This is a genomic window from Rhodoferax sp. (assembly GCF_030653815.1).
Classification (GTDB): Bacteria; Pseudomonadota; Gammaproteobacteria; order Burkholderiales; family Burkholderiaceae_C; genus Rhodoferax.
Map to the genome: position 1 here is coordinate 21,525 of NZ_JAURYQ010000038.1, position 24,228 is coordinate 45,752.

At 61.5% G+C, this 24,228-nt stretch carries 22 protein-coding genes; 10 read left to right on the plus strand and 12 right to left on the minus strand.

Annotation, left to right across the window (positions count from 1 at the left end; genetic code table 11):
• Positions 1-13: 13 nt before the first annotated feature.
• Genes Q7U49_RS14670 through Q7U49_RS14685 form a run of 4 tightly spaced genes read right to left on the minus strand, consistent with a single transcriptional unit; the run spans position 14 to position 3,077 of the window.
• Positions 14-598 (minus strand): UbiX family flavin prenyltransferase, encoded by a 585-nt coding sequence (locus Q7U49_RS14670; RefSeq protein WP_304765284.1) that lies wholly within the window; start codon positions 596-598, stop codon positions 14-16.
• A gap of 6 nt (positions 599-604) precedes the next feature.
• Positions 605-1,099 carry an SCP2 domain-containing protein gene (locus Q7U49_RS14675; RefSeq protein WP_304765287.1) on the minus strand — a complete coding sequence of 165 codons (495 nt, stop codon included), beginning with the start codon at positions 1,097-1,099 and terminating at the stop codon, positions 605-607.
• A gap of 11 nt (positions 1,100-1,110) precedes the next feature.
• Positions 1,111-2,022 carry a U32 family peptidase gene (locus Q7U49_RS14680; RefSeq protein ID WP_304765291.1) on the minus strand — a complete coding sequence of 304 codons (912 nt, stop codon included), beginning with the start codon at positions 2,020-2,022 and terminating at the stop codon, positions 1,111-1,113.
• Between the two features lie 2 nt (positions 2,023-2,024).
• Complete coding sequence (locus Q7U49_RS14685; RefSeq protein ID WP_304765294.1) at positions 2,025-3,077, minus strand: peptidase U32 family protein; 1,053 nt, start codon at positions 3,075-3,077, stop codon at positions 2,025-2,027.
• Between the two features lie 153 nt (positions 3,078-3,230).
• Here Q7U49_RS14685 and Q7U49_RS14690 point away from each other — a divergent pair, with 153 nt between their 5' ends.
• The 4 genes from Q7U49_RS14690 to Q7U49_RS14705 all read left to right on the plus strand — a co-directional run bounded on the left by Q7U49_RS14690 (position 3,231) and on the right by Q7U49_RS14705 (position 7,148).
• Positions 3,231-4,406 (plus strand): MFS transporter, encoded by a 1,176-nt coding sequence (locus Q7U49_RS14690; RefSeq protein ID WP_304765297.1) that lies wholly within the window; start codon positions 3,231-3,233, stop codon positions 4,404-4,406.
• A gap of 73 nt (positions 4,407-4,479) precedes the next feature.
• Positions 4,480-5,505: an ABC transporter substrate-binding protein gene (locus Q7U49_RS14695; RefSeq protein ID WP_304765300.1), complete on the plus strand. Its 1,026-nt coding sequence runs from the start codon at positions 4,480-4,482 to the stop codon at positions 5,503-5,505.
• 1 nt (position 5,506) lies between these two features.
• Positions 5,507-6,316, plus strand: a complete 810-nt coding sequence (locus tag Q7U49_RS14700; RefSeq protein WP_304765303.1) for an ABC transporter ATP-binding protein — start codon at positions 5,507-5,509, stop codon at positions 6,314-6,316.
• Positions 6,317-6,320: 4 nt separating this feature from the next.
• Positions 6,321-7,148, plus strand: coding sequence for an ABC transporter permease (locus Q7U49_RS14705; RefSeq protein WP_304765305.1), 828 nt, complete (start codon positions 6,321-6,323; stop codon positions 7,146-7,148).
• On the opposite strand, the gene Q7U49_RS14710 is transcribed toward Q7U49_RS14705, so the two are convergent.
• Positions 7,145-7,717 carry a cob(I)yrinic acid a,c-diamide adenosyltransferase gene (locus tag Q7U49_RS14710; RefSeq protein WP_304765308.1) on the minus strand — a complete coding sequence of 191 codons (573 nt, stop codon included), beginning with the start codon at positions 7,715-7,717 and terminating at the stop codon, positions 7,145-7,147. The genes Q7U49_RS14705 and Q7U49_RS14710 overlap by 4 nt on opposite strands.
• A gap of 93 nt (positions 7,718-7,810) precedes the next feature.
• On the opposite strand from Q7U49_RS14710, the gene Q7U49_RS14715 reads away from it, so the two are divergent.
• A complete protein-coding gene (locus Q7U49_RS14715) occupies positions 7,811-9,226 on the plus strand; it encodes an FAD-binding oxidoreductase (RefSeq protein ID WP_304765311.1) in 1,416 nt (471 codons plus the stop codon).
• An 18-nt stretch (positions 9,227-9,244) separates the two neighbouring features.
• Here Q7U49_RS14715 and Q7U49_RS14720 read toward each other — a convergent pair whose 3' ends face one another.
• The 7 genes from Q7U49_RS14720 to Q7U49_RS14755 all read right to left on the minus strand — a co-directional run bounded on the left by Q7U49_RS14720 (position 9,245) and on the right by Q7U49_RS14755 (position 17,861).
• Positions 9,245-9,688, minus strand: coding sequence for an FKBP-type peptidyl-prolyl cis-trans isomerase (locus tag Q7U49_RS14720; protein WP_304765314.1), 444 nt, complete (start codon positions 9,686-9,688; stop codon positions 9,245-9,247).
• 55 nt (positions 9,689-9,743) lie between these two features.
• On the minus strand, positions 9,744-10,943 hold the full coding sequence (locus tag Q7U49_RS14725; protein ID WP_304765316.1) for an ATP-binding protein: 1,200 nt from the start codon (positions 10,941-10,943) through the stop codon (positions 9,744-9,746).
• 574 nt (positions 10,944-11,517) lie between these two features.
• Positions 11,518-12,417 carry a DMT family transporter gene (locus Q7U49_RS14735; protein ID WP_304765319.1) on the minus strand — a complete coding sequence of 300 codons (900 nt, stop codon included), beginning with the start codon at positions 12,415-12,417 and terminating at the stop codon, positions 11,518-11,520.
• A 389-nt stretch (positions 12,418-12,806) separates the two neighbouring features.
• On the minus strand, positions 12,807-14,795 hold the full coding sequence (gene htpG / locus Q7U49_RS14740) for a molecular chaperone HtpG (protein ID WP_304765322.1): 1,989 nt from the start codon (positions 14,793-14,795) through the stop codon (positions 12,807-12,809).
• Positions 14,796-14,910: 115 nt separating this feature from the next.
• On the minus strand, positions 14,911-16,116 hold the full coding sequence (locus Q7U49_RS14745) for a triacylglycerol lipase (RefSeq protein ID WP_304765324.1): 1,206 nt from the start codon (positions 16,114-16,116) through the stop codon (positions 14,911-14,913).
• Positions 16,103-17,080, minus strand: coding sequence for a pseudouridine synthase (locus Q7U49_RS14750; RefSeq protein WP_304765327.1), 978 nt, complete (start codon positions 17,078-17,080; stop codon positions 16,103-16,105). Before Q7U49_RS14750 ends, Q7U49_RS14745 begins: the two co-directional genes overlap by 14 nt.
• A gap of 73 nt (positions 17,081-17,153) precedes the next feature.
• Positions 17,154-17,861, minus strand: coding sequence for a Crp/Fnr family transcriptional regulator (locus Q7U49_RS14755; RefSeq protein ID WP_304765330.1), 708 nt, complete (start codon positions 17,859-17,861; stop codon positions 17,154-17,156).
• A gap of 178 nt (positions 17,862-18,039) precedes the next feature.
• On the opposite strand from Q7U49_RS14755, the gene Q7U49_RS14760 reads away from it, so the two are divergent.
• The 5 genes from Q7U49_RS14760 (at position 18,040) to Q7U49_RS14780 (ending at position 24,190) form a co-directional block, all read left to right on the plus strand.
• Positions 18,040-19,986 carry a long-chain fatty acid--CoA ligase gene (locus tag Q7U49_RS14760; protein WP_304765333.1) on the plus strand — a complete coding sequence of 649 codons (1,947 nt, stop codon included), beginning with the start codon at positions 18,040-18,042 and terminating at the stop codon, positions 19,984-19,986.
• The gene (locus Q7U49_RS14765) at positions 19,983-20,765 is read left to right on the plus strand and encodes an ABC transporter ATP-binding protein (RefSeq protein WP_304765336.1); all 783 of its coding nucleotides are present in this window, start codon (positions 19,983-19,985) and stop codon (positions 20,763-20,765) included. Before Q7U49_RS14760 ends, Q7U49_RS14765 begins: the two co-directional genes overlap by 4 nt.
• A gap of 2 nt (positions 20,766-20,767) precedes the next feature.
• Positions 20,768-21,697: a branched-chain amino acid ABC transporter permease gene (locus Q7U49_RS14770; protein WP_304765339.1), complete on the plus strand. Its 930-nt coding sequence runs from the start codon at positions 20,768-20,770 to the stop codon at positions 21,695-21,697.
• A 35-nt stretch (positions 21,698-21,732) separates the two neighbouring features.
• Positions 21,733-22,809, plus strand: coding sequence for a branched-chain amino acid ABC transporter permease (locus Q7U49_RS14775; protein ID WP_304765341.1), 1,077 nt, complete (start codon positions 21,733-21,735; stop codon positions 22,807-22,809).
• A 64-nt stretch (positions 22,810-22,873) separates the two neighbouring features.
• Positions 22,874-24,190 (plus strand): ABC transporter substrate-binding protein, encoded by a 1,317-nt coding sequence (locus tag Q7U49_RS14780; RefSeq protein WP_304765343.1) that lies wholly within the window; start codon positions 22,874-22,876, stop codon positions 24,188-24,190.
• Positions 24,191-24,228: the final 38 nt, after the last annotated feature.

Below are 24,228 nucleotides of genomic sequence, written 5' to 3' on the forward strand. Positions count from 1 at the left end.
TTTATAGCGGAATTTACAGCCCGTTCCAGCGAACGGCATCGGCCTGCGGCAGGTCCAGCAAATCGAGCACCCGGCTCACCGTGTGACCCACCATCTCGTCAATCGTCTGCGGCCGCTGGTAAAAACCCGGCACTGGCGGAAAAACGATGCCGCCCATTTCGGTCACGCTGGTCATGTTGCGCAGGTGCGCCAGGTTGAGCGGTGTTTCGCGCACCATCAAAATCAGCTTGCGGCGCTCCTTGAGCATCACGTCCGCTGCGCGCGTGATCAGGTTGTCCGACAGGCCCAGGGCCACGGCCGCCAGGGTGCGCATCGAGCAGGGGGCGATCACCATGCCGTCACAGCGAAAGGAACCACTGGCAATCGTGCTGCCAATGTCGTGCACCGGGTAGGTCACATCGGCCAGGGCTTCGACCTCGGCGCGCGGCAGGCCCAGCTCCTGCTGCACATTGAGCCAGCCCGCGTCGGACACCACCAGGTGCGTTTGCACATCAGCCAGCTCGCGCAAACCTTGCAGCAGGCGCACGCCGTAGACAGCACCGCTGGCGCCAGAGATGGCGACGACGATACGTTTGCTGGGCTCGACTGTTGTGGGCATGGTGAACTAGCGCGGCTTCAGGTTGGCGAACAGCGACTTGAAGTGTGCCCGGGCCTGCGCCAGCACATGCGGCGGCCTGAATGACGCCAGGTTCATGACCGGCAGCTCGATCGCGTCGATGGTATTTTTCACCAGCAGGCCGAGTTCGGTGTCGCCCTCCATGGCCAGGCGGCGGTTGAAAAACAGCGTGTCGGGGTCTTCCTCGCGGCGTGCCAGCTTGACGAAATCATGCGCGCTGGCGCTGATGGTGAGATCGGCCGTGCCGGCGTTCTGGCAGGCGACAAAACGGCCGTTGCGCCATTCAAAGTCAAAGGCCCAATGCGCGTCCAGCACACACAGTCGCAATTTCTTGCCGATCAGCATGCTCGTGACGTCGGCATTGAGTTGCTTGGCCAGCGCCAGATTCAGGGCCGTGACAAACAACATCGAGCCAGGCAAGCCAGGCAGCCGCCCCAGCAGTTGTCCGACAGGTTTCGGGATCAGCCATGTTTTTTCGCTCATCAAAGACTCCTTTAAGCCGGAACCGCCACCGCCTGGGGGCTGACCAGCTCCAGCCCGGGTTTGCCGTACCAGTAACCGTTGCAAGGCTTTTCAACCATCAGGCCCAGCAGCTCGGTGTTGGCCGTGGCTGGGTCGGCACGGCCCTGCATCACGCTCTTGAACAGGTCGATGATGCGCTGCGTGTGTTGTGACTGTGGGCTGATGCGCACCACGTCCACCCCCATTTCCTGCATGGCAGGCAACTCGGGCAGCAGGTTGTGCACGCGCGCGGATTGGGTCTGAATACCGTTGAGCACCAGGAATTCCTCGTTCTCGCGGGTGCGCATCAGCAGGCCATCGGGGTGTTCGATGCACTTGAACTGGCAGTCGTCCTTGGGCAGATTGCAGTGCCGCGCGGTAAAACAGCGCGCTGAAAACGCCAGCGGCATGCGGCCGTAGGCAAAGACCTCGGTTTGCAGACCCGCCGGGCTGCCAGCCAGCAGCAAGCTCAGGTCGTCCCTGCCCATTTCCAGTGGCATGACCCAGCGCTGCAGCCCCAAGGCCGCCATCCATTGCAGCGTGGGCAGGTTGTAAATGTTGAGGTGCGGCCCGGCGACAAAAGGCACCTTGCCCTCCAGGCAATGCACCGCGCCCATATCGTTGGCTTCGACCAGATAAGTTCCGTTGGCGCAGATCTTGTGCAGCACCGTGACATCGGCACCTGATTCGATCAGCACCTGGGTCGACAGCACAACCTCCTTGCCGGCCTCGCGTAGCACCGCCGCAATGTCGAGCCAGTCGCTCAGGCGCACCTCGTGGCGGCGTGAACAGACGGCTTCGCCCAGGTAAACAATGTCCATCGGCGACTGTGCCACGGCGTCGTAAAAAGCCAGCACCTCGTCGCGCGGCCAGTAGTATTGGATGGGGCCTAGAGAGAGTTTCATGGTTACTTCCACGGGCGATGGTAAGCGCCGAGTGTGTGCTGCTGGCCTTCGGCGACCTTGTCGAGCGCGCTGAACCAGGCGGTTTTGGCGTTGTAGTGGTGCGGGTTGGCCTGACAGCTGTCAATGGCCGCGCGCCAGACCTTGGTGACCTGTGCCACGTAGGCCGGGCTGCGCTGGCGGCCCTCGATCTTGATGGCGCGCACGCCGATTTTCATCAGGTCAGGCAGCAGCGAGAGTGTGTTCAGGCTGGTGGGCTCTTCGATGGCGTAGTAGTTTTTTTCGTCACCGACGTCAAAACGGCCCTTGCACAGCGTCGGGTAACCGGCGTTTTCGCCGGGCGCGTAGCGGTCGATCAGCACGCCGTTCAAGCGCGACTCGCGGCCCTGCGGTGTCTCGACCCAGCGCACCGCTTTGGGTGGTGAACACACGCCATTGGTGTTGGGTGCCTCGCCGGTGGCGTAGCTCGACAGGGCACAGCGCCCTTCGACCATCACGCACAGGCTGCCAAAGCCGAACACCTCGATTTCGACCGGGGTTTTTTCGATCACCTGGGCGACCTGGGTGATGGAGAGCACGCGTGGCAGCACGGCGCGCGCAATGCCAAAGTGCTGGTAATAGAAGTCCAGCGCCTCGTAGTTGGTGGCCGAGCCCTGCACCGACAAATGCAGGCGCAGTTGCGGCTGGTGGCGGGCTGCATAGGCCATCATGCCGGGGTCGGCCAATATCACGGCATCAACACCACTGTGGGCGGCCCGGTCCACGGCGCGCTGCCAAAGTTCGGCCTTGGCCGCCTGCGGGTAGGTGTTGAGCGCGACAAACACCTTGCGCTGGCGGTCATGCGCGTAGCGAATGCCGGCCTCAATGGCGGCTTCGTCAAAGTTCAGGCCGGCAAAATTGCGTGCATTGGTGGCATCGCGAAAACCCAGGTAGACGCAGTCCGCGCCGTTGTCCACGGCGGCCTTGAGCGCGGGCAGGCTGCCGGCGGGGCAGACCAGTTCCATGGGCGTGGACGCGGCGGGTCGTGTTGGGGGTATGGGGTCAGCAACTGTGTTCATGGAGATTTGAAAAGCGCCTTGGGCGCGAAGGCAAAGTCAAGCGGCAGAGCGTAACCATGCTTGGCTTCCAAGTAAATGATGCAGGTCAAGCTATTCAAAAAAATAAAAAACTGGTGACAATCAGTCTCTCCTTATATTCTGGTCTTCGCCCCCATGAACCGACACCTCTGGCTACTGGCCATCTGCCAAGGCCTTTTCCTGACCAACAACGTCACTTTTATCGCCATCAATGGCCTGGTCGGTTTCAGCCTGGCGCCGCTGGGCTGGATGGCCACGCTGCCGGTGATGGGCTACGTGGTGGGCGGCGCGTTTTCGACCGGGCTGGTGGCCAAAAGCCAGCACCGCTTTGGCCGCAAGACGGCGTTTCAAATGGGCTTGGTGGTGGCGGCCTTGAGCGCGCTGCTGTGCGCCTATGCCGCCTGGAGCAGCAACTTCTGGCTGCTGTGCACGGCCACGCTGATTGCCGGCTATTACAACGCCAATGCCAACCTGTACCGCTTTGCCGCCGCCGAACTGGCCAAGGTCGGTTACAAGGAAAAAGCGGTGTCGATGGTGATGGCCGGCGGCCTGATCGGTGCCGTGGCCGGACCCAATCTGGCTGCGCAAACGCGCACCCTGACCGATGTGCCTTTCATGGGGGCTTACCTGGCGCTGGCCGGCGTGGCGCTGCTGTCAATGGCCGTGCTGGCCTTCATCACCTTTCCCCCTTCACCGGCCAAACAAGCCAATAACGAGGGCCGGCCGCTGCGCGAGATCATGCGCCAGCCGGTGTTTATCGTCGCGGCGGCCTGCGGTGCCCTGGGTTTTGGCGTGATGAACCTGCTGATGGCGGCCACGCCGCTGGCCATGCAGCAGTGCAGCCTGCCGTTTTCCGATGTGGCGCTGGTGCTGGAGTGGCATGTGATCGGCATGTTTGCGCCGGGCTTTTTTACCGGCCACCTGATCAAGCGCTTTGGCGTGTTGCCGATCATGGGGGTGGGTGTGCTGCTCAATGCCGCGTGTATTGTCGTGGCCCTGTCGGGCGTGGACCTGCACCAGTTCCTGATCGCGCTGTTCCTGCTGGGCGTCGGTTGGAACTTCTTGTTCACCGGCAGCACCACCTTGTCGCTGCAAACCTACACCCCGGCCGAGAAAGACCGGGCCCAGGGGGCGCTGAATTTCTTTGTGTTTGCCGTCACCGCTTTAAGCTCTTTTGCCTCGGGCGTGCTGGTCACCACCCAGGGCTGGCAGCTGCTCAATGCAGGCTCGCTGATCCCGGTGGCCCTGACTGGCGCAGCCCTGGTTTGGCTCAAGATGCGGCCCCAAGCCGCACCGCTCCATTCCCTGTGACCCAGCCGCTATGATTCGCTTCTGACAGGGCTCATTCAGAGGCCCTGCTTTTAACCACCTGGAGACATACCTCATGCAAAGAAGACACCTGATTGCCGGCGGCCTCGTTGCTGCCACCCTGCCGCACTGGGCGCTGGCGCAAGCGCTGGAAAAGCCGAAAGTCACGCTGGCCGTGGGCGGTAAAAACCTGCTGTATTACCTGCCGCTGACCATTGCCGAGCAGTTGGGCTACTTCAAGGCCGAGGGGCTGGATGTGACCATTGTTGACTTTGCCGGCGGCTCCAAGGCCCTGCAGGCGGTGGTGGGTGGCAGTGCCGACGTGGTCTCAGGTGCGTTCGAGCACACCATCAACATGCAGTTCAAGGGCCAGCCCATGCGCGCCTTTGTGCTGCAGGGCGCGGCGCCGCAAATTGTGCTGGGCGTCAACCCCAAGACCATGCCCAACTTCAAGACGGTGGCCGACCTCAAGGGCAAAAAGGTGGGGGTCTCGGCACCGGGCAGCTCGACCAATGTGATGGTCAATTTTGCGCTGGCCAAGGTGGGCCTGAAACCTGGCGATGTCAGCATCGTCGGTGTTGGTACCGGCAACGGTGCGGTGGCTGCCATGCGCTCGGGCCAGATCGATGCCATGAGCAACCTCGACCCGGTCATCACGTTGCTGCAGCGCTCGGGCGACCTCAACATTGTGTCGGACACGCGCAAGGTGTCCGAGTCCGAAAAAGTGTTTGGTGGCCCCATGCCCGCCGGTTGCCTGTACGCACCGCAAGCCTTCATCGACAAGAACCCGGCCACCACGCAGGCGCTGACCAATGCCATGGTGCGCGCGCTCAAGTGGATCCAAAACGCGGGTGCAGCCGACATCATCAAGACCGTGCCCGAGGGCTTTTTACTGGGCGACCGGGCGGTCTACATCGACGCCTTTCTGGCGGCCAAGGGCGCGCTGTCGCCTGACGGCACGATTCCCGACAAAGGTGCGCAAACGGCCTTCAATGCGCTGGCCAGCGTGGACGCCAAATTGGCTGCCGCCAAGCTTGACCTGAAGGCGGTTTACACCAACGACTTTGTCAAAAAGGCCAACGCCAAATACCCCAAGGGCTGACATGACGGCGGCCTTGGCGTTGCAGGACGTGGCCTGCACCTTTGTCAGCAAGGACCAGCCCGGCCAGCGCTACACCGCGGTCCAGCAGGTGGACCTGACGGTGGCGGCGGGCGAGTTTGTCAGCGTGGTCGGGCCCACCGGCTGCGGCAAAAGCACGCTGCTCAATGTGGGCGCCGGCCTGCTGGTGCCCAGCACCGGCTCGGTCACGGTGTTCGGCCAGCCGCTGACCGGCATCAACCAACGCGCCGGTTACATGTTCCAGGCCGACAGCCTGATGCCCTGGCGCACCGCGCTGGCCAACGTGTCGGCCGGTTTGCAGTTTCACGGCGTTGCCGAGCGCGAGGCCGCCGCCCAGGCCGATGACTGGCTGCGCCGCGTGGGTCTGGGTGGTTTTGGTGACCGCTACCCGCACCAGATGAGCGGCGGCATGCGCAAACGCGTGAGCCTGGCGCAGACTCTGGTGCTCGACCCCGACATCATTTTGATGGACGAGCCGTTTTCGGCGCTGGACATCCAGACCCGTCAGCTCATGGAAAACGAGTTGCTTGAGATTTGGCAGGCCAAGAAAAAGGCCGTGTTGTTCATCACCCACGACCTCGACGAGGCCATTGCCATGAGCGACCGCGTGGTGGTGATGAGCGCCGGGCCTGGCAGCCGCCTGATAGGCGACTTCCCCATTGACATCGAGCGCCCGCGCGACGTGGCCGAGATCAAGACCTCGCCGCGCTTTTTGCAACTGCACAAGGCGATTTGGGACGTGCTGCGCGAAGAGGTGCTCAAGGGTTACCAGCAACAGTTGAAAGCGGCCTGAAACCATGTGGAAATTGATCAAGCCGCACGGCGGTAATTTGTGGCTCTGGCAAGTGGGCCTGCTGCTGGCGCTGTTTGCCTTCTGGCATGTGATGACGGTACCGGGTCTGATCCCGCCGATGATGTTTGACAACGACAGTCAGGCCGCTTTTTTCTTTGGTGAACCACTCAAGGTGGCCGAACGCATCTGGGCCTGGTTTGTCACGGATGCCGACATCTACCAGCACCTGGGCGTGACGCTGGCCGAGACCATGATGGCCTTTGCCGTGGGCGCCGGGCTGGGCCTGGGTGGTGGGCTGTGGCTGGCGCTGGCGCCCATGGCGTCCGCCATTCTGGAGCCCTACATCAAGGCCATGAACGCCATGCCGCGCATCATTCTGGCGCCCATTTTTTCGGTCTGGTTCGGGCTGGGCATGGGCTCCAAGGTGGCACTGGGTGTGACGCTGGTGTTTTTCATCGTGTTTTTCAATGTTTACCAAGGCGTGAAAGAAGTGAGCCCGGTGGTGCTGGCCAATGCCCGCATGCTGGGTGCGGATGCGCGCCAGCTGCTGCGCCACGTTTATCTGCCCAGCGCCACCAGCTGGGTTTTCAGCTCCTTGCACACCAGCGTTGGACTGGCGTTTGTGGGTGCCGTGGTGGGCGAGTACCTGGGCTCCAGCCAGGGCGTGGGGTATTTGATTTTGCAGGCCGAGGGCAGCTTTGACATCAACACCGTGATGGCCGGCATCGTGGTGCTGACCGCCTTTGCGCTGGTGCTTGACAGCCTGGTGGGCAAGGTGGAAAAACGCCTGATGAAGTGGCAACCCAAGTCCGGGGAGACCGAGAAGCTTTAGCTGCCCTGCAAAATCCGCTCGCTCTTCCAGTACACGTCATCCCCCACGCTGCCGTCGGTGCGGTAGCGGTTGAGCACGCGGGCCAGCACAAACATCAGATCCGACAAGCGGTTGAGGTAATGCCGGGGCGTGTCTTTCAGCGCCTCCTGGCCATCGAGCGCCACCACGGCGCGCTCGGCGCGGCGGGCCACGGTGCGGCAGACATGGGCCAGGGCGGCGGCGCGGGTGCCGGCGGGCAGGATGAATTCCTGCAGGCGCGGCAAGGCCTCGTTGTGCTGCGCCAGCGCGTTGTCCAAGACCAGTACCGCGTCGGCCTTGAGCAACTCAAAGCCCGGGATCGACAGTTCGCCGCCCAGGTTGAACAACTCGTGCTGGACTTCGACCAACAGGGCGCGCACGTCGTCGGGCATGGCCTCGCACAGCAGCACGCCGATGTTGGAGTTGAGCTCGTCAACGTCGCCCATGGCGTGCACGCGCAAGCTGTTTTTGGAAACGCGGGTGTTGTCACCCAGGCCGGTGGTGCCGTTGTCCCCGGTGCGGGTGGCGATTTGTGTCAGTCGGTTGCCCATGGTTCAGCTCTCAAAAAAGTGGAAAGACGCTTTGTGTAACGCACTGGTGAGGGCGCATTTGAGGATAATGATTGATTATCACGGAGACCCATCTTGAACGCACCCGCCCCTTCGTTACACCCGGAAATTGACAGCCGCCCGGTACCCGCCGCCTTGTTGCAAGCTCTTTCAGAGCGCTTTGGCGCGCAGTACTCCGCGGCGCTGGTGGTGCGCGAGCAACATGGCCGGGACGAGTCGTCCTTCAGCGTGCCACCGCCCGCAGCCGTGGTGTTTGCCGAATGCACGCAGGATGTGGCGGATGCCGTCAAGCTGGCTGCGCAGTTCAAGGTGCCGGTGATTCCTTTTGGCGTCGGCTCGTCGCTGGAAGGCCATTTGCTGGCGGTGCAGGGTGGTATCAGCATTGATGTGGGTCGCATGAACCAGGTGCTGGCCATCAACGCCGAGGACCTGACGGTGACAGTGCAGGCTGGCGTGACGCGCAAGCAGCTCAACGAGGCGGTCAAGTCGACCGGCCTGTTTTTTCCAGTGGACCCGGGGGCCGATGCCACGCTGGGCGGCATGGCGGCTACGCGCGCCAGCGGCACCAACGCCGTGCGTTACGCCACCATGCGCGAAAACGTGCTGGCGCTGGAAGTGGTCACGGCCCGTGGCGAAGTGATGCGCACCGGCACGCGTGCCAAGAAGTCCAGCGCGGGCTACGACCTCACGCGCCTCATGGTGGGCAGCGAGGGCACGCTGGGCGTGATCACCGAAGTCACGGTCAAACTCTTTCCGCTGCCCGAGGCGGTGATGGCCGCCACCTGCTCGTTCAACAGCCTGGCCGATGCCGTCAACACCACCATTCACATCATCCAGATGGGTGTACCAATTGCGCGCTGCGAGCTGCTTGACGCCAACACCATTCGTATCGTCAACAAGCACTCGAATCTGAGCCTGCGCGAGGGTGCCATGCTGCTGATGGAATTTCATGGCTCGCCCGCCAGCGTGCAGGAGCAGGTCGACACCGTGCAGACCATTGCCAGCGACTTTGGCGGCCAGACCTTTGAGTGGGCCAGCACGCCCGAGGCGCGCACCAAGCTCTGGACGGCGCGGCACAACGCCTACTACGCCGGCATCCAGTCGCGCCCGGGCTGCAAGGTCATCACCAGCGACACCTGTGTGCCGATTTCGAAACTGGCCGACGCGCTGCTGGACTCGGTGCTTGAGGCGCAAGCCAGCGGCATCCCGTACTTTCTGGTCGGCCATGTGGGCGACGGCAATTTCCACATGGGCTACCTGATCGACCCCGATTCAGCCACCGAGCGCGCCACCGCCGAACAGCTCAATAGTCAGCTGGTACAGCGCGCACTGAACCTGGGCGGCACCTGCACCGGCGAGCACGGCGTGGGCCTGCACAAAATGGACTTCCTGGTGCAGGAAGCGGGTGTCGGGGCCATTGCCATGATGCGCGCCATCAAGCAGGCGCTGGACCCCGACAACGTGATGAACCCGGGCAAGATTTTCAGGTAGCCCGGATTGTCACCCGGGCTACTTGCCGTTGATCGCCAGCAGCTCGACTTCAAACAGCAGCGTCGCGTTGGGCGGAATCACCCCACCGGCACCGCGTGAGCCATAGGCGATGGACGCGGGACAGGTCAGCTTGGCCTTGCCGCCGACCTTCATGCGCTGCACTCCTTCGGTCCAGCACGGAATGACGTTGCTTAAGGGGAATTCAATCGCCTTGTTGCGCTTGTACGAGCTGTCGAATTCCTTGCCGTCCGGGAAGGTGCCTCGGTAATTGACCTTGACGGTGTCACTGGCCTTGGGGCTGGCGCCGCTGCCGTCCTTGACCGACTTGTAGACCAGACCGCTGGCGGTGACCACGGCACCGGCTTCCTTGGCGGCGGCCGCCAGCGTGGCGTCAGTGGCGTGGCTGGCAGTGGCAAAAGACAGGGTGGCGGTCAGAAGGGCGAGGGGAAGAAAGTTTTTCATGGGGTTGGCGCTTGCGGGTTGAGGTACTTGTGTAAAAAAATGGGAATGACAGGGTTTACAAACTGGCCGCCGGCATGGACAAAATGCGTTCATCCAGCCAGCGCGGGCGGTCGTCGTTGTTGATGACCAGGCCCAAGGGGCAATTGTGAGTGTTGATAAATTCAGATAGCGACCGCAGCGCGCGTTTGTCGCCATGCTGATTGAGTTTGATTTCAACGGGCAGCAGGTCACTGGGGCCAAACCGACCCTGCAGAATCAGGTCAATTTCTGCGCCACCACGGGTGCGGTAGTGATAAGGCTGCACTTCAAGCCCCGCATTTTCGAATCCTCTGAGCAGCGTTTCCACCACCATGCCCTCCCACGATTTGCCCGCCACCGGATGCGTGCGCAACATTTGCGCATCAGGAATGCGCAGCAATCGATGCAGCAAGCCGCTGTCGCGCAAATAGCCCTTGGGATGTTTGACCAACTGCTTGGCGGTGGATTGATCCCAGGCGGGTATGTGCCGCCACAGAAAGGTGTCGTTGGCAATGGCCAGCCAGTCGCGCACCGTGGGTTCGCTCACGCCCAGGGTTCGGGCGATGTCGGCGTTGTTGAGAATGTTGCCGGAATGTTGGCTCAGCACGGTGATGAATTGGCGAAAGCGATCCCGATTGAGCCCGGGGAACAAGGCGGCAATGTCGCGCAGCAAATACGAATCAAGGTAATTGCGCTGCCACAGTGCGCGGAATTCGTCACTGGTGCTTAACCATGGCTCGGGGTAGCCACCGGCAAACCAGTAGTCACTGACCTGTTGTGCGCTCAAGTTGGGTGCGGCGGCGGCCATCACGTCTGCCAACGGGGCGCCTTGGGTGAGCAAGCCGTAGAGCCTGGATGGCGCCTGTTGCCAGGCTTCCGATAAAGACAGGGGCGCCATTTCCGCCCGGGCCACGCGACCGGCCAGACTTTCGGAAATCTGACTCACCAGTTGGGGTGAACTGGAGCCCGAGAGCAAAAAACGGCCTTTTTGCGAGCGATTGCTGTCAATGGCCACTCGCAGCGCGGCAAACAAGGACGGTGCCAATTGCGCTTCATCCACGATCAGTTTTTGCGGGTGCAGGCGCAGGAACAGGTCCGGGTCGGCCAGCACCTGCTGGCGGTCGGCCGAGTTCTCCATGTCAAAGCGTTGCCAGTCGTCGCCCAGTGTGCGTAGCAGGGTCGTCTTGCCACATTGGCGCACGCCCGTGAGCACCACGCACGGGAAATGCGTCAACAAGGTCTCAAGGTGTTTTTGGAGATGGCGGGCTAACATTAGTGTCAATTCTAAACTCGCTGTTTAGAAAATACATTATTCTTTTGCTCACCAAAACGTATGTCTGGGTGATGAAAGAAAAACGTCATTGCGAGCCGCCCGTATCCGGCCCGCTACCGCACACGGACCTTGAACATGCGTTGTCATGCCGGGCTCGACCCGGCATCCAGGAAGTCCGGGGTTCATGGATTGCGGGTCGTAGCCCGCAATGACAAGCTGTTCATGGAAAGTCGCGCAGCGACGCGGCAAAACAGGCAATCTGGGGCCATGGATTGCTTCACTGCGTTCGCAATAACGATGATCTTTCACGCTAAAAAGCATATGTTCGTTCAAGCTGATGCCGATGCGGTGGATGGAAGCCACTGCACCAAGGTGCAAGGTCGCCTTGTCCGCTGGGCTGCACCAGGGTTGCTTGGTTGCAGGTTTTGCGCAATGACACGGAAAAAATTGGCAGCAACATATTTAGCACTGCCCGGTCGCGCTGCATGAGGTAGCGCCAATAGCCCTCGCCTTAACCCTCTTCCAGAGGGATGAAACCTTACACCTCGCTCACGACTTTTTCGCTCAGCTCGGCCTGCCTCTGCGCCCGGTTTTCGTGGAAGAAAATCGCCAGCCCCGCGCTGACGATGAGCGCGGCGCCGCCCAGAGCGGCGGGCGTTGGCACATCGCCCCAGACCAGGTAGCCCAGGGCCATGGCCCAGACGATGGCGGTGTACTGGAACGGCGCCACCACATTGGCCGGTGCCAGTTTGACGGCGTGGTTGAGCATGAAGTGCGCCGTGGTGGCGACGACGCCCAGCAGGCAGATCAGGCCGAACGCAAGCGGGCTGGGCGAGACCCAGCTCAGCGGCAGCGTGACTGCGCCGGCCAGGGCCACGCCCGAGGTCTGCAGCGTGATCAGGTGAAAGCCGTTGCTGGCGCGCAGGCGACGCGCCAGGATCATCATCAGGGCCAGCGAGAAGCTGCCGGCCAGCGCCATCAGGGCTGGCAGCGTGAGGGCGGCGGCGCTGGGCGGAAAGATCAGCACCACCCCGGCAAAGCCGACGGCCACCGCCACCCAGCGCGCCAGCCCGACCCGTTCACCGAGAAAAACCACCGACAGCAGGGTGACGAAAATCGGCGAGGCCAGGTAGAACATGAAGACATCGGCCAGCGGCAGGTGGCGCACCGCCAGATAGAACAAGGCAACCTCGGCCACCACCAGCGTCACGCGCAGGGCTTGCAGCCCGGGCTGTTCGATGCGGAACAGGCCAGCCAGCAGACCCTGGCGCCAGAGGTAGGGCAGCAGGATGAGCAAGGCGGCGGCACTGCGGACAGCCAGGATCTGGCCGACGGGATAGTCCGCGACCAGCCACTTGCCGATGGCGTCGTTGAGCGTGAACAGAAACATGCCGCCAAGCATCAACAGGATGCCGGCGAGGTGGGGTTTGATCTTCATGGGTGCTGGGTTCAGAGGGTTGATGCTGGCATCCTATCAAGCGGATAGGAAATTCAACCGCATGAGGCGAAGCATGGTACGGGTTTTGGGCGTGAAATTACTGCGGTGTCCTAAATTCTGAACACGCGCAGCCAATTGCCGGCTGCGCCGCCAGATCCCAGTCCGGCTCGTTTTGCACCCCGTCATCCATCGGCGCATCACCGCCCACAGGTAATACGCTGGGCGCTTGGGTGGCACGGTTTGAACGAATTCGAGTGCCTGCTGTGGAGCGCGCAAATTGGTCACCGCTATGCTTGGTAACACACCCTGGCAGCAAAAAACCCCCGTCAGTCGCCAGGACCGAGGGGGTTTTGATGGCTTAGGTGTCTGGGGCAGACAGCCGGGCTGCCTTACACCAGCAGCGCGTTCACCCGCTTGACATAAGCCGCCGGATCAGCGGGCAGGCCGCCTTCGGCCAGCAGGGCCTGGTCGAACAAGATGTGAGCCAGGTCATTGAAGTGCACCGAGCCGTCGAGCTTTTTCACCAGCGGATGTTCGGCATTGACTTCGAGCACCGGTTTCACGTCAGGGGCGGCCTGGCCGGCCTGCTTGAGCATGCGCGCCAGCTGCGTGCTCATGCCGTGGTCCTGCACCACCAGGCAGGCCGGTGAGTCGACCAGACGCGTGGTCACGCGCACGTCTTCGGCCTTGTCCTTCAGCGCTTCCTTGAGTTTGGCCAGCATCGGCTTGAAGGTCTCGGCGGCCTCTTCGGCGGCTTTTTTCTCGGTTTCGTCCTGCAGCTTGCCCAGGTCGACGGCGCCCTTGGCCACGCTTTGCAGCGGGGTTCCGTCGAAGTCCTGCAGGTAGTTCAGCGCCCATTCGTCAACGCGGTCGGTCATCAGGAGCACTTCGATGCCCTTCTTTTTGAACACTTCCAGCTGCGGGCTGTTTTTGGCAGCGGCCGCGTTGTCGGCGGTGATGTAGTAGATGGCTTCCTGGCCCTCTTTCATGCGCGCCTTGTAGTCGGCAAATGAGACGCTTGCAGCGTCCGAAATGCTGCTGGAAAAACGCAGCAGCTTGGCGATGCGGTCCTTGTTGGCGTAGTCCTCGCCCAGGCCTTCCTTGAGCACGGCGCCGAATTCGTTGTAGAACTTGGTGTATTTGCCCGCATTGGCGGCAGCCTCAGCCTTGCCTTCCTCGCTGACCACATCGGTCACGCCTTCTGCCGTGGTGGTGGCCTCCGGCAGCTTGTCGTTCTTGGCCAGGTCTTCGAGCATGCCCAGCACGCGCTTGGTGCAGCCTTCGCGGATGGCTTTCACGTCGCGGCTTTCCTGCAGCAGTTCGCGGCTCACGTTGAGTGGCAGGTCGCTGGAGTCGACCACGCCCTTGACAAAACGCAGGTAGGTCGGCAACAGCGCCTCGGCGTCGTCCATGATGAAGACGCGTTTGACATACAGCTTGACGCCCGCCGATTTTTCGCGGTTGTACAGGTCCATCGGCGCTTTGCCGGGAATGTACAGCAGTTGGGTGTACTCGGTGCTGCCTTCGACACGGTTGTGGGTGTGCGCCAGGGGCGCCTCGAAGTCGTGGCTGATTTGCTTGTAGAACTCGTCGTATTGCTCCTGGGTGATGTCTTTCTTGGCGCGTGCCCAGATGGCGTTGGCTTTGTTGACGGTTTCCCATTCGCCGGTCTTGACCATGGCGCCCGGCTGGCGGCCACCGTTCTCGTCGCTCGGGTTGATGAGTTCGCCGTCTTTCCACTCTTCCTTTTCCATCAGGATGGGCAGGCTGATGTGGTCCGAGTACTTGTTGATGATGCCCTTGACTTTCCAGGCGCTCGCGTAATCCATCGAATCGTCGCGCAGGTGCAAAATCACGCTGGTGCCGCGCTCGGCACGGGTGATGTTTTCCACCTCGAAGTCGCCGGCGCCACCGCTGATCCAGCGCACGCCTTCATCAGCTTTCATGCCGGCGCGGCGGGATTCGACGGTGATCTTGTCGGCCACGATAAAGCCCGAGTAAAAGCCCACGCCGAACTGACCAATCAATTGCGAGTCGGCCTTCTGGTCACCACTGAGCTTGCTCACAAAGTCCTTGGTGCCGCTCTTGGCAATGGTGCCGAGGTGGTCGATGGCTTCCTGCGTGCTCATGCCGATGCCGTTGTCGGTGATGGTGAGCGTCTTGGCGTCCTTGTCAAAGCTGACCTTGACCTTGAGTTCGGTGTCGTTTTCGTACAGACCGCCGTCGTTGATGGCCTCAAAGCGCAGCTTGTCGCAGGCGTCTGACGCGTTGCTGATGAGCTCGCGCAGGAAAATTTCCTTGTTGGAGTACAGCGAGTGAGTCACGAGGTGCAGCAGTTGCGCGACTTCGGCCTGGAAGGAAAGGGTTTGTTTGGTCATGGGAGGTGCTTGGTTTCAAAAAAATGGGTCACTGCCTGACAGCATCAGGCCCTTCTGAGAAGTTGCTAGGTAGGGGCGATGGCGGCGGTTTCAAGGGGGGCCACGAACAGAATCGTCATGGCGATAACCAGGTTATCAGTTGCTGCGCCACTGCCGGACTGTTGAGCAGGGCCAGGTGGCTGGTGCGGTAGACAATGCATTGGTTTTCGGCGGCAAAGTGCAGGCAGCGCTTGGGATCATCATGTTGGCCCAGCGCGCTGTGCAGCGGCACCAGGCCGTCACCCAACAACCGGTCCGCCAGCGCGCTGCGTTTGGCGGCGGTGGTGGCGGCCACGGCAAAACAGGCCACACCTGCCGGCAAGGGCAGTGGGACGCGGCTGTCGGGTTTGCTTTGAAATCGGTCATGGCCCTGCCAGTCGGCGTCCAGCACATGGCCATAACGCAGGTCGGTGATGCCCGCGCTGCGCAATTGCCCGAGCTTGGCCAGCGGGCGACTGTAGGGGGTGCTGCCCAAAATCACATCGATCCAGTGGCCGGCGCGCTCCAGCGGTGAGCCGTGGTGCGGCGTCCCCAGAAAGACGATGTTTTTTAGCGCGTCAGGCCACCGCATGCCCGACTGGCGGGCGGAAAACAGCGCGCTGCGCGTGACCAGTCCGCCCATGCTGTGCGCCAGCACGCTGAGTTCGGTCACGGGCACCGGCCAGTGGCGCCCCAGGTCTTCCAGCTGCTGCGCCAGCAAGTGGCCGTTTTCTGACACATGCAGGCCGGAGTTGTAGCGCACATAGACCGGGGTGTAGCCCAGCGTGGTGGCGAGTGTTTCTGCGTGGTTGACGGTTAAACCGGCCTGCTGGCTGGCCCATTGCCGCTCGTTCATGCACAGGCCGTGGATGACGATCAGCAGCTTGCCGGTGACGTGTGTGTTTTGAAAACGCAGCGTCATCGGTGTTGCCAGCGGATTGCCTGCGACTTGCAGCCGGTCGCCCATGACACCGTTGAGGGCCGCCAGCATGGCTGCGCGTTCCAGCGACTCCTCGCCTTGGACCTCAAGACGCTGCAGCACCGGCTCCAACCGTGTCAGGGCTGCGCTCAGACCTCGCCCAACGCGCTGTGTGAGCCCGTTGATGCTTTGGTAAATCAGCCCGGTCAGGCCGCGTGCCTGCTCTGGGGTGGCGCCGCTGGGGGCGCCCAAGGTGCGCCAGACCGACTGGTGCACGCCTTCGGCCATGCGCGTCACCGCCGCGGTGGCATCCGTGGCCAGCAGTGTGACGGCGCGCAGGTCGGAGGCGCGCCAATGCGGGCCGGGCTTGTCAGAAGTGCTCATGCGGCGCCAGGTAGCGCCATTGGCCGACCGGCAGATTGCCCAGCATCACCTTGCCGATGCGCACGCGTTTCAGGCCCACCACCTTCAGGCCCACCTGTTCGCACATGCGGCGGATCTGGCGCTTTTTGCCCTCGGTCAGGACAAAGCGCAGTTGTTCGGGGTTTTGCCATTCGACCTTGGCGCGTTGTAAAGGCTGGCCATCCAGGCTCAGGCCGTGGCGCAACAGCGCCAGCTTGTCAGCGGGGAAAATCGACTGCACGTCCTGGCTCACCGGGTCATCGTCGTCGATGCGGCTGAGCTGGGTGATCTGACCAGGTTGCGCCGGCCGGGGCGCTGCGGCGTAAGTGGCGGCCGCCGAGTTGGCCGCCGCGGTATTGAGCACCCCGGTGTACATCACGCGCACCAGGTACTCTTTTTCCATCACTGCGTCTTCACCAATCAGCTGGCGCGCCACCCGGCCGTCCTGCGTCAGCACCAGCAGGCCGGTGGAATCGATGTCGAGCCGTCCCGCGGGCACCAGGCTTTTGAGTTGGCTGGGGTGAAAGAAAAAGCGCGAATTGTCTTCGGCCCAGCGGTTTTGCGGCTGCACCAAAGTGATGGCGGGCTCATGGCCGTCCTCGGCCTGCCCGCTGACCAGGCCGAGCGGCTTGTTGATCAGCACCGTGACCTGTTTGGCCTGCGCTCCAGTGGCTTGTTTGTCGATCTCGATGCGCACATCGGGCGTCACCTGCATGCCCATTTCTGCCACCCGGCCATTGACCTTGACCCAGCCCTTGCCAATCCATTCGTCGGCCTCGCGGCGCGACGCCAGGCCAAGCTCGGCCATGCGCTTGTTCAGGCGCAGCGTGCCGCCCGCGCCATGGGCCGCGGTGTTGCTTTGCCCGGCGGGAATGGGCGCTTTGGCAGGGGGTGGCGCGGCGCGGCGAAAGGCTGGGGCTTTGGGGATATCTGGTGTATTGCTCATGTGCTATTCAATTGGTAGCTAGTTGTGCTCATTTTAGTTGGGCTGTTTGCGTCTCTTTAGCGTCCTCGACGGCTCAGAAGACACGGCTGCGCAACGCCTGCAGGTCAGTCACGCGCAGGCCACCATATTCGACCCGGATCGCCTCCTGTGCCGCCAGCGTGTTGAGCGCCTCGTTGACGCGCTGGCGCGACAGGCCCACCAGGTAAGCCAGCTCCTGCTGGGTGATGCGCAGCACGGCGCCCAGGCCGGGGTAGAGCACCGGGTTGAACAAGGCCGCCAGGCTGCGCGCCACCCGGATGTTGGGGTTGGTCATGCGGTCGATCTCGCGCGCGGCAATGAACTGGCCCAGGCGCTCGTTGAGCTGGTTCATGACGAAGCGGTTGAAGCCAATCGAGTGGTCCAGCAGCCAGTGAAAGGTGTCCACATGCAGGCCCGCCACCAGGCTCCTTCGCAGCGCCTGGATGTTGTAGCGGTAACTCTCGCGCTTCAGGGCCGTGCCTTCGCCGAACCAGCCGCCGGGCGGGATGCCGGTGAAGGTCATGGTCTGGCCGTCGATGTTGTCGGTGCTCATTTTCAGCAAACCATCGACCACGCCAAACCAATAAGTCACCGGGCGACCCGTGCGGCAGACAAAATCACCCGCCTCGGCATCGGTGATTTTGAGGTCTTCCACCGCGCGCTCCCGCTCTGACGCAGAGAGCAATCTAAGCCACGGAATCACGTCAAGCTCAGCCGCGGTCAAGGGGCGGCGACGTTGAAACAGGGTGACGTCAGGCTTCATGTGGGCGCACTCCGTGGGTCAATCAAGGGCCAGGGGGTGCAGGGAAAACACCTATCTGGAACGCCCTGAATTGTCGTCCAAACGACAACATAACGTCAAATCGAGTTCTATTATTCGGCCATGTCAGCTGCAGGGACATGTGACCCCGGCTGTGATGATTCAGAGACAAGGTGTTGTGATGCAAACGACGTTTCCCAAATTACTGTTAGACCACGCTGCCCAGCGCCCCCGGGACGCGGCCATGCGTGAAAAAGAATACGGCATCTGGCAGGCCATCAGCTGGGGCGACATGGCCTCGCTGGTGGAGCATCTGGCTTGCGGCTTGCACCAGGCCGGTTTGCGTCAACATGATCACATGGTGGTGATCGGTGCCAACCGGCCCCGCTTGTACGCCACCATGCTGGCGGTGCAGTCGCTGGGTGCGGTGCCGATTGCGCTGTACCAGGATGCCGCGGCGCTGGAATGTGTTTTCCCGCTCAACAATGCCGAGGTGTGCTTTGCCTTTGCCGAAGACCAGGAGCAGGTCGACAAGTTGCTGGAAATTCGTGATCAGTGCCCACAGCTCGGCCACATCTACTTTGACGACCCGCGCGGCCTGCGCAACTACGACGAACCCGGTCTGCAGTCGCTCGACGATCTGATCACCGAGGGCAAGAACTTTGCCGCGCAAAACGCCGATTTTTTCAAGTCCGCCGTTGACCGGGTCAAGCCTGACGATGTGGGTGCCATGTTTTTCACTTCCGGCACCACGGGCAACCCCAAAGGCGTGGTGCACACGCACGACTCGCTGCTCAATCGCGCGCGCGCCGGCGCCGAGTTCGACAAGCTGACCCACACCGAAGACGTGCTGGCTTACCTGCCGCCGGCCTGGATCGGGCAAAACATCTTCAGCTATGCCCAGTGGCTCAGTTGCGGTTATGTGGTGAACTGCCCCGAGTCGGCGGCCACGGTCACCATCGATCTGAAGGAAATTGGCCCCACCTACTACTTTGCACCGCCACGGGTGTTCGAGGGCCTGCTGACCAGCGTGATGATCCGCATGGAAGACGCTGGCTTCATTAAGCGCAAGATGTTCCAGTACTTCATGAGTGTGGCCAAGCGCGTCGGGCCGACGCTGATGGACGGAAAAACGATCGGCTTGATTGATAGGGTGTTGTACGCCTTGGGCAATTTCATGGTGTATGGCCCCTTGCGCAACAGCCTGGGTTTCAGCCGGGTGCGTGTGGCCTACACCGCCGGTGAAGCCATCGGGCCGGACCTGTTCAGCTTTTACCGCTCGATTGGTGTCAACCTGAAGCAGCTCTATGGGTCCACCGAAACCGCTGTGTTCGTCTGCCTGCAGCCCGACCATGAAGCGCGCGCCGACACTGTGGGCGTGCCGTGCAAGGGCGTCGAGATCAAGGTGGCCGACAACGGCGAGATTCTGGTCAAGTCGCCAGGCCTGCTCAAAGGCTACTTCAAAAATCCCGAGGCCACGGCCGAGGTGCTGACGGCCGACGGCTGGTACCACACCAGCGACGCCGGTTTTTTGGATGCCCATGGCCACCTCAAGATCATCGACCGCGTGAAAGACGTGGGCCGCATCAAGGGCGGCGCCAACGACGGTGCCATGTTCGCCCCCAAGTACGTCGAAAACAAACTCAAGTTTTTCCAGCATATCAAGGAAGTCGTGGCTTATGGCGACGGTCGTGAAAAAGTGTGCGTGATGATCAACATCGACTTTGACGCGGTGGGCAACTGGGCCGAGCGGCGCAACCTGCCCTATGCCGGTTACACCGACCTGGCGCAAAAGCCCGAGGTCTACCAGCTCATCAAGGAATGCGTCGAAAAGGTGAATGCCGACCTGAGCGTGGACACCCTGCTGGCGGGCAGCCAGGTGAGCCGCTTCCTGGTGCTGCACAAGGAACTCGATGCCGATGATGGCGAACTGACGCGAACCAACAAGGTGCGCCGCGGCTTCATCGCCGAGAAATACGACGTGCTGATTGACGCCCTGTATGGCGGCAAAACTTCGCAGTTCATCGAAACCCAGGTCAAGTTCGAAGACGGCCGTACCGGCAGCGTCAGCGCCACCTTGGCGATTGACGATGCCAAAACCTTCACCCCCGTCAAGGCGGCAGCATGAGCAAACTAATTGGCGATGTCATTCTCGACGTCAAAAACATCTCCTTGAGTTTTGGCGGCGTCAAGGCGCTGACCGACATTTCGTTCGACGTGCGTGAGCATGAGGTGCGCGCCATCATTGGCCCCAACGGTGCCGGCAAGAGCTCGATGCTGAACTGCATCAACGGCGTGTATCGGCCGCAAGACGGCGCGATCACCTTCAAGGGCCAGACCTTCAGCCACATGGACAGCTACCAGGTGGCCAGCATGGGCATTGGCCGCACCTTTCAGAGCCTGGCGCTGTTCAAGGGCATGAGCGTGATCGACAACATCATGACCGGGCGCAACCTCAAGATCAAAAGCAACCTGTTTTTGCAGGCGCTGCGCATTGGCCCGGCCCAGCGCGAGGAAGAAATGCACCGCGAGTTTGTCGAGCACATCATCGACTTCCTGGAGATCCAGGCGTTTCGCAAAACGCCGGTGGGCCAGTTGCCCTACGGCCTGCAAAAGCGCGTCGACCTGGGCCGCGCACTGGCCATGGAACCACAACTGCTGTTGCTCGACGAACCCATGGCCGGCATGAACGTGGAAGAAAAGCAGGACATGAGCCGCTTCGTGCTGGACGTGAACGAGGAGTTTGGTACCACCATTGTGCTGATCGAGCACGACATGGGCGTGGTGATGGACATTTCTGACCGTGTGGTGGTGCTCGATTACGGCAAGAAGATTGGTGACGGCACCCCTGAAGAAGTTCGCAACAACGAAGAAGTGATCAGCGCTTACCTTGGAACAGGACACTAATCATGGCATTTTTTCTTGAAACTTTACTCGGCGGTCTGATGGCCGGCATGCTGTATTCGCTGGTGGCGCTGGGCTTTGTGCTGATCTACAAGGCCTCTGGCGTGTTCAACTTTGCGCAAGGCGCGATGGTGCTGTTTGCGGCGCTGGCGATGGCGCGGTTCTCGGAGTGGATCCCGCTCTACACCGGCATTGACAACCTCTTCGTGGCCAATTTGCTGGCTTTCATTGGCGCCGGGATCATGATGTTCGGGGTGGCCTGGCTGATTGAGCGGTTGGCCTTGCGCCATCTGGTCAACCAGGAAGGCACCACGCTGCTGATGGCCACGCTGGGTATCAGTTACTTTCTGGACGGCATCGGCCAAACCATCTTTGGCAGCGACATTTACAAGATTGACATCGGCATGCCCAAAGACCCCATCATCGCTTTCGAGAGCGTGTTTGAAGGCGGCATCCTGATCAACAAGGAAGACCTGTATGCCGCGCTGATTGCGGCGGTGCTGGTCGGCCTGCTGACACTGTTTTTCCAGAAGACGGTCACTGGCCGCGCCCTGCGCGCGGTGGCCGATGACCACCAGGCGGCGCAAAGCATCGGCATCCCGTTGAACCGGATCTGGGTCATTGTGTGGTGCGTGGCCGGTGTGGTGGCGTTGGTGGCCGGCATGATCTGGGGCAGCAAGCTGGGCGTGCAGTTTTCCCTGACCACCGTCGCCTTGCGCGCCCTGCCAGTGGTGATTTTGGGGGGGTTGACCTCGGTGCCGGGCGCCATTGTGGGCGGCCTGATCATTGGTGTCGGCGAAAAATTGTCCGAGGTGTTTTTGGGGCCGTATGTGGGCGGCGGCATCGAGATCTGGTTTGCCTATGTGCTGGCGCTGGTGTTTTTGCTGTTCCGCCCGCAAGGGCTGTTCGGCGAAAAGATCATTGACCGGGTCTGACTTGCGCTGTCCTCAACTGATTAAAAAAGAAGCATATGTTTTACAGAGAAAACGGCCAATTCAAAACTTCTTACCGGGCTGACCAGCAGATATTTGCCATCACCCAGGACCGGGTGGCCGTGTTGCTGCTGATCGCTGCGGCATTTCTGGTGGTGCCCATGGTCACCAGCGAGTACATGTTCAGGGCCATCCTGATTCCGTTTCTGATCATGTCGCTGGCGGCCCTGGGGGTGAATATCCTGGTGGGTTATTGCGGCCAGATTTCACTGGGTTCGGGTGCTTTCATGGCCGTGGGGGCCTATGCGGCTTTTAATTTCTTTGTCCGTATTGACGGCATGCCGGTGCTGCTGGCCTTGCTGCTGGGGGGGCTGTGTGCTTCGGCGTTCGGGATCTTGTTTGGTCTGCCGAGCTTGCGCGTCAAGGGCTTGTACCTGGCGGTGGCCACGCTGGCGGCACAGTTTTTCAGCGACTGGATGTTTTTGCGCATCAATTGGTTCACCAACAACAGCACCTCGGGGTCGGTGTCGGTGTCCAACCTGCAGGTGCTGGGTTACCCGATTGCCAGCCCGATTTCCAAGTACCTTTTTTGCCTGGCGATCCTGGTGGTGCTGGCGCTGCTGGCCAAGAACCTGGTGCGCAGCGCCATTGGCCGCGAGTGGATGGCGATCCGTGACATGGATGTGGCCGCCTCCGTCATCGGCATCCGTCCCATGTACGCCAAGCTCACGGCCTTCGCGGTCAGTTCGTTCATCATTGGTGTGGCGGGCGGCTTGTGGGGCTTCGTGCACCTGGGCTCATGGGAGCCGGCCGCGTTCTCGGTGGACCTGTCATTCCGGTTGCTGTTCATGGTCATCATTGGCGGCATGGGCTCCATCATGGGCAGCTTCTTTGGCGCTGCCTTCATTGTGGTGCTGCCAATTTTTCTGAACCAGTTTTTACCAATGTTGGGCAGCCTGTTTGGCATAGAAATTTCAACCTCTGGCATTTCCCATGCCGAGCTGATCATCTTTGGCGCGCTGATCGTGTGGTTCCTGATTGTGGAGCCGCATGGGCTGGCCAAACTGTGGTCTACGGCCAAGCAGAAGCTGCGCCTGTGGCCATTCCCGCATTGATGGCGTCGTTGATTCGTTTTTCGTTAACCAAAGCACTGCGGTGCATTACAACCAGGAGACTTGCATGAAAATTAAACACATTGCGTTAGCGGCTCTTATGGCCTCGGTGGGCGCCACGGCGTTTGCTCAAGCCAAGGAGCAGTTTTTCCCCGGTTTGCCGTACCGCACCGGCGCCTACGCCCCCAATGGCGTGCCATGGGCCAACGGCTACGCTGACTACCTCAAGCTGGTGAACGCCCGCGGTGGTATCAATGGCGTCAAGATCATTTACGAAGAGTGCGAAACCGGCTACGCCACCGACCGCGGCGTGGAATGCTACGAGCGCCTGAAAGGCAAACATGGCGGCGCCACCGTGTTCCAGCCCCTGTCCACCGGCATCACCTTTGCCCTGACCGAGAAAGCCCCGGTCGACAAGATTCCTTTGATCACGGCGGGTTATGGCCGCAGCGAAAGCCAGGACGGTCTGGTCTTCAAATGGAACTTCCCGATCGCCGGCACCTATTGGCTGGCCGCTGACGTGCTGGTGCAAACCATTGCCAAGAAAGAAGGCGGATTCGACAAGCTCAAGGGCAAGAAAATCGCCTTGGTGTACCACGACTCGCCTTATGGCAAAGAACCCATTGCCCTGCTGCAGGAGCGTGCCGCCATGCACGGTTTCAACCTGCAACTGCTGCCGGTGGCCCACCCCGGTGTAGAGCAGAAAGCCACCTGGCTGCAAGTGCGCCAGGCACGCCCTGACTATGTGTTGCTGTGGGGCTGGGGAGTGATGAACTCCACCTCGCTCAAGGAAGCCCAAGCCACGGGTTACCCGCGCGACAAAATGTATGGCGTCTGGTGGTCGGGTGCCGAGCCCGATGTGAAAGACGTGGGCGAAGGCGCCAAGGGCTACAGCGCGGTCACCATGCAGCACGGTGCCGAGCCTGATTCGGCCGTGGTCAAGGAGATGCTGGTCAAGGTGCACGACAAGGGCCAGGGCACTGGCCCCAGAGAAGAAGTGGGTTCGGTGCTTTACATGCGCGGTGCCATCAGCGCCATGTTTGCGGTCGAGGGTGTGCGCCGCGCGCAGGAGCGTTTTGGCAAGGGCAAGTGGATGTCGGGTGAGCAGGCGCGCTGGGGTTACGAAAACCTGGCGCTGGACCAGAAGAAGCTTGACGCCCTGGGTTTTGCCGGCGTCATGCGCCCAGTGCAGACCACCTGCGCCGACCATATGGGCGCCAACTGGGCCCGCATCCACACCTGGGACGGTAAAAAATGGGCGTTTTCGTCGGATTGGCTGCAGGCTGACGAGCAGGTCCTGAAGCCTCTGGTGAAGTCGACCGCTGCCAAGTACGCCGCTGACAAAAAGCTGGCGCCACGCACGCCGGCGGACTGCCAGTCCTGATGTCAACTGCGCATCCCGGCGTGTGTCGGGATGCCAAC